This is a genomic window from Micromonospora sp. DSM 43699 (assembly GCF_055517075.1).
This window is the reverse complement of record NZ_JBTMMT010000201.1, coordinates 1-458: the sequence shown is the minus strand read 5'-3', so window position 1 is coordinate 458 and position 458 is coordinate 1. Positions and strand designations below refer to the sequence as shown.

At 72.5% G+C, this 458-nt stretch carries 1 protein-coding gene and 1 pseudogene; both read left to right on the top strand.

Annotation, left to right across the window (positions count from 1 at the left end):
- Window positions 1-115: SAM-dependent methyltransferase (locus AC0AIB_RS31240; protein WP_465098083.1), on the top strand; the 115-nt coding region annotated here is incomplete at its 5' end.
- A pseudogene (locus AC0AIB_RS31235) lies at window positions 112-458 on the top strand (hypothetical protein); the annotation flags it as partial. The gene AC0AIB_RS31240 and the pseudogene AC0AIB_RS31235, both read left to right, overlap by 4 nt.

Below are 458 nucleotides of genomic sequence, written 5' to 3'. Positions count from 1 at the left end.
GGTCGAGCCGGGGCTCGTGTCGATGCCCGCCTGGCGGCCCGACAACCCGCAGGCGCCCGAGCAGGAGGACCCGTACGCCTTCTCGGGCTTCGCAGGGGTTGGGCGCAAGGCGTGAGCATTCCCGCCCAGGCGTCCGGGGAACCGGACGCGGAACCAGACGGCCCGGAAGGCCGGCTCCGGAGATTCGCCAGGATCTGGAGCCGGGCCATCTTCCCCCTGACCGCCACCTCCCTCACCCGGCCGGAGTTCGAAGAGCATCTGCTGCCCCTGGCACGCGAGCTGAACGGCATCCTGCACGCCCGCCCCTTCGACGCCTCGCCCGCCCAGCGGATCGGCGCGGCCCTGATCGACGCGCACTGCACCGACCCGGACGCCCTCCGCTCCACGCTCGGCGTCGTCGACTCCTACCTCGTGCTGAACTGCGGCGGCAACGGACCGGAACCGCTCTCCACCGAGGA